Origin of the sequence: Cellulomonas bogoriensis 69B4 = DSM 16987 (assembly GCF_000767165.1) — a bacterium.
In the GTDB taxonomy this organism is placed as follows: Bacteria; Actinomycetota; Actinomycetes; order Actinomycetales; family Cellulomonadaceae; genus Actinotalea; species Actinotalea bogoriensis.
The window spans coordinates 1-4,131 of record NZ_AXCZ01000210.1; the positions used below are offsets into that span (position 1 = coordinate 1).

General features: G+C 75.6%; 4 protein-coding genes and 1 pseudogene. 4 read left to right on the top strand and 1 reads right to left on the bottom strand.

The features are described from left to right. A pseudogene (locus N869_RS17455) lies at positions 1-482 on the top strand (cell filamentation protein Fic); the annotation flags it as partial. 289 nt (positions 483-771) lie between these two features. On the opposite strand, the gene N869_RS13350 reads toward N869_RS17455, so the two are convergent. After that, on the bottom strand, positions 772-1,560 hold the full coding sequence (locus tag N869_RS13350) for an HAD family hydrolase (RefSeq protein WP_035062398.1): 789 nt from the start codon (positions 1,558-1,560) through the stop codon (positions 772-774). A gap of 222 nt (positions 1,561-1,782) precedes the next feature. Between N869_RS13350 and N869_RS13355 the strand changes: the two genes are divergently transcribed. The 3 genes from N869_RS13355 to N869_RS13365 form a co-directional block, all read left to right on the top strand. After that, positions 1,783-2,724, top strand: a complete 942-nt coding sequence (locus N869_RS13355; protein ID WP_156968555.1) for a pilus assembly protein FlpE — start codon at positions 1,783-1,785, stop codon at positions 2,722-2,724. A 2-nt stretch (positions 2,725-2,726) separates the two neighbouring features. Continuing rightward, positions 2,727-3,899: a TadA family conjugal transfer-associated ATPase gene (locus tag N869_RS13360; RefSeq protein WP_052105555.1), complete on the top strand. Its 1,173-nt coding sequence runs from the start codon at positions 2,727-2,729 to the stop codon at positions 3,897-3,899. Beyond that, positions 3,896-4,131: hypothetical protein (locus tag N869_RS13365; RefSeq protein WP_156968556.1), on the top strand; the 236-nt coding region annotated here is incomplete at its 3' end. The genes N869_RS13360 and N869_RS13365, both read left to right, overlap by 4 nt.

A 4,131-nucleotide genomic window follows, 5' to 3' on the forward strand; every position in this document is an offset into this window, starting at 1 on the left:
GGCCCGCGGACGTGCGGGGGTTGGGTGAGGCTCCCGACGGACCGCAGGTCGCGGCCCGGCTGCAGGCCCTGGCCGCGGTGGTGGGCTCGCCGTTGCCGACGGGTGTGCCGGCCCTGGTGCGGGCCGCGGTCGTGCACGGTGAGCTGTTGGCGGTGCGCCCCTTCGAGCGGGGGAACGGTCCGGTCGCGCGTGCGGTGTTCCGGCTGCTGCTGACGGTCGACGGGGTGGACCCGGTGGGTGTGGTGGTCCCGCACCGGGCGTGGTCCCAGGCGCCCATGGCGTACGCGTCGGCGGCCGCAGGCTTCGCGACCGGTGAACCCGCACGGGTCGCGGCCTGGGTACGTGGGTGCGCCGACGCGGTGGTGCTGGGGGCCCAGCAGGGCCGGGCGGTGGCGGACGCGGTCCTGGCGGGGCGGCTGACGGGCACGGCCCCGGACGGAACGGCCCCGGACGGCGCGATCGGGGACGGGCAGGGGGCCTGAGCGCGCATGACAACGGCGCCCCCGCGGGGGACGCCGTTGTCGAACAGCGCGGGTGGTGAGGTATCAGGCGCTTGCGTCGCTGCCGCTACGGGACAAGCCCGGTCGGCAGGTCCACTCGGGGACCGGTCGAGCGTGGGTGCTCACTACCCGCTGTGCTGTTGTGGTTCCTTTCTACGCTGCTTCTGCGCAGGTGGGAAGGGGTGCGGGCGATTCCGTCGAGGGTTGTGCGCGAGGGTCCGGAGGGTGGACGTGATCGTCCGGCTCGCGGTCGTGGTGGGACGACTCGGCCTCAGCCCTGACGCCGCCGCCGCCGGTGGAGCAGCACCCACGCCGTCAGTCCGACGGCCAGGAGGGCGAGCACGGGGACCGAGCGGGACGGGCGGGGGAGCCGGGGTCGCAGGGCCACCGGGCGCCGGAACGTGAGCGCCTCCCACCCGTGCTCGACGGCGAGGCGGCGCAGGGCCCGGTCGGGGTTGACCACGGCACCGTGCCCGACCGCCTGCAGCATGGGGACGTCAGTGATCGAGTCGGTGTACGCGTGGCTGCGCTCGAGGTCGTACCCGCGCTCGGCGGCGAGCTCGCGGACGGCGGTGGCCTTGTTCTCCCCGTAGGCGTAGAACGCGATCTCGCCCGTGTACCGGCCGTCGACGACCTCCATGCGCGTGGCGATCACGTGGTCGGCGCCCAGCAGCCGGGCGATGGGGGTGACGACCTCCGACCCGGACGCGGACACCACCACGACGTCCCGACCCGCTGCCTTGTGGGCGGCGATCAGCTCGACCGCCTCGGCGTACACCGTGGGTTCGATGTGCAGGTGCAGGGTCTCGTTGACGATCGCGGAGACCTGGGCGACGTCCCACCCGGTGACCATGGCCGACAGGTGGGCGCGCAACCGTTCGGTCTGGTCGGCGTCGGCCCGCCCCAGGACGAACAGGAAGTGGGCGTAGGCGGTGCGCAGCACGTCCCCACGGGTCAGCAGGCCCCCGGCGAGGAAGGGGCGTGAGAACGCCGTCGCCGAGGACGTCGCGATGATCGTCTTGTCGAGGTCGAAGAACGCTGCTGCGCGTGGCTCGGTCATCGGGTGTCCCGTCCGGTGGGTCGTGGCCTGCTCGGCCTGCTCCGAGGTTACCGAGGTCCGGGTCGCCGGTTCGTGCGGGACCGCCGGTGGACGCCCGTCCACAGGCCGGTGGTGCGCCCGGGGTGTCCACAGGTGGCGGTCCAACCGCTCGACGCGGGGGGTACGACGGGAAGCCTGGTGCGGCCGGCGGCTGGACCGGCGCATCACACCCGGGAGGTCAAGGTGTCGGCACAGGTCGTCGCGGTCGTGGGCGCATCGGGAGGCGTGGGGGCCTCCACCGTGGGTGCGTTGCTGGCGCGACGTCGTGCCCGTGGCCCGGGCCGGGTGGCCCTGGTGGACCTCGGCTCCGCCGGAGGCGGGGTCGAGGTCCTCCTCGGTGTCGAGGAGCAGGCGGGGGCCAGGTGGACCGGGTTGCGGGACGTCCGTGGCACCCTGCCGTCCCAGGACGTCCAGGAGGTCCTGCCGGTGTGGGAGGGCGTGGAGGTCCTCTCCGGTGACCGGGAGGGCGGCGCCCCGCTGGACCTGCCCGCGGTGCCCGCCCTGTGGCGTGCCCTGGTGGACGGGTGCGGGCTGGTCGTGGCCGACCTGGGGACCTCGGGGGCCGGTTCGCCGGCGGTGCGGTCCCTGCTGGCCGAGGCCGGCGCCCGCGGCGCCCTCGACGTCCTGGTGGTGACCGGCCAGGACGTCGTCGGGGCCGCTGGTGCGATCGCGGCGCGCGCGGCCCTGGACGCCGTTCCAGGTGCCCGCTTCCACCTGGTGCTGCGACGTCGGCGCGGGGCCCGCGTCTCCCCGGTGGAGGCCGCGGACGTGGTCGGTCTCCCGCTGGTCGCGACGGTGCCGACGGACAGGTCGCTCGCAGGTGCGGTGGACCGTGGCCTGGGTCCGGTGACGTCCCCACGGGGCCGGCTCGGCGTAGCCGTCAGACGCCTGGACCGCGTGCTGCCCGACCTGCGAGGCACCGCAGCCCTCCCCTCCCTCCCGGACCTGCGTGTGGTGCCCGACCTTCCCGGGGCGCCGGGCAACCGTGCACCGGGGGACCTGCCCGTGTCGCCGGTGGTGCCGGTGTGGGACCCGGTGCCTGGTGACGGGCTTCCACATGCACTGGAACGGACCCGCCCGCGGCCCACGGGTGTGCTGCGACTGGCCGGTCAGGGCGGTGCGTGACCGTGCTCGACGCCGTGGCCCGAAGACTGAGCCCGGAGCTGGTCGCCCACGTGCGCCGACGGGTCCTGAGCGAGGGTCTGGGCCCCGACGACCTCGCTCCCCTGGTCCGGGAGGAGGTCGGGGTCGTCGGCCGTGAGGACCTGGCCGCACTGGTCCGCATGGTCCGGGCCGAGGTCGAGGGCGCCGGGCCGCTCCAGCCCCTGCTCGACGCCCCGGGGGTGACCGACGTGCTCGTCAACGGCCCCCGTGAGGTGTGGGTGGACCGCGGGGCCGGTCTCGAGCGGGCCGACGTCGACCTGGGTGACGAGGCCGCGGTCCGGGCCCTTGCGGTGCGCCTGGCCTCGGCGGGCGGTCAACGCCTGGACGACGCGGTCCCTGTGGTGGACGCCCGCCTGCCGGACGGCACCCGGCTGCACGCCGTCCTGGCCCCGGTCGCGGCCGACGGCACCACCCTCAGCCTGCGCGTGCTGGGCAGGACACGGTGGACGTTCGCCGACCTGGTCAGGTGCGGCACGCTCCCCGGTCCGGTGGGTGCCCTGCTGCACGACCTGGTGCGGGGCCGGGCCAACGTCCTGGTCTCGGGCGGCACGGGAACGGGCAAGACGACTCTGCTGAGCGCACTGCTGGCCCTGGTGCCCGCCGACGAGCGGATCGTGGTCATCGAGGAGGCGGGCGAGCTGGACCCGGCGCACCCGCACGTGGTCCGCCTGGTCAGCAGGCGCCCCAACGTGGAGGGCGCCGGGGAGATCGGGCTCGCCGAGCTGGTCCGGCAGTCGCTGCGCATGCGCCCGGACCGGGTGGTGCTCGGCGAGTGCCGTGGCGCCGAGGTCCGGGAGGTCCTGAGCGCGCTCAACACCGGTCACGACGGTGGGTGCGCCACCATCCACGCCAACACCGCCCAGGACGTCCCCGCACGTCTGGAGGCCCTGGGTGCCCTCGCCGGCCTGGACCGTGAGGCGCTCGCGGCCCAGGCGGTCAGCGCCCTGGACGCGGTGGTCCACCTGCGGCGCGACGGCGGTCGACGGTACGTGTCCCAGGTGGGGGTCGTGACCCGGGAGCGGGGCGGGTTGCAGGTCGTCGTCGCGCTGGAGGTCACCGCCGGCGGTGCCGTGCGGCACGGGCCGGCGTGGGGTGAGCTGGTGGACCGGTGGGGGCACCAGGGCCGGCCCCGATGACGGGGCCCGTGGGGCAGGCGGCCCCGGTCAGGTCGGTGGGCGGTCGGGTGGTCGGCGGACGGCTCCATGAACGCACCGGCGGGGGAGTCGTCCGGCTGACCCGACGTCCGGCGTCCCCCACGGAGGGTGCGTCGGCGATGTCGGTGGTGGTCGAGGCGTGCGGGGCGTTGCGGGTCGGTGCGCGACCGGCCGACGCGTGGGGCCGGGCCGGGGTCGGTACCGACGACGGCAT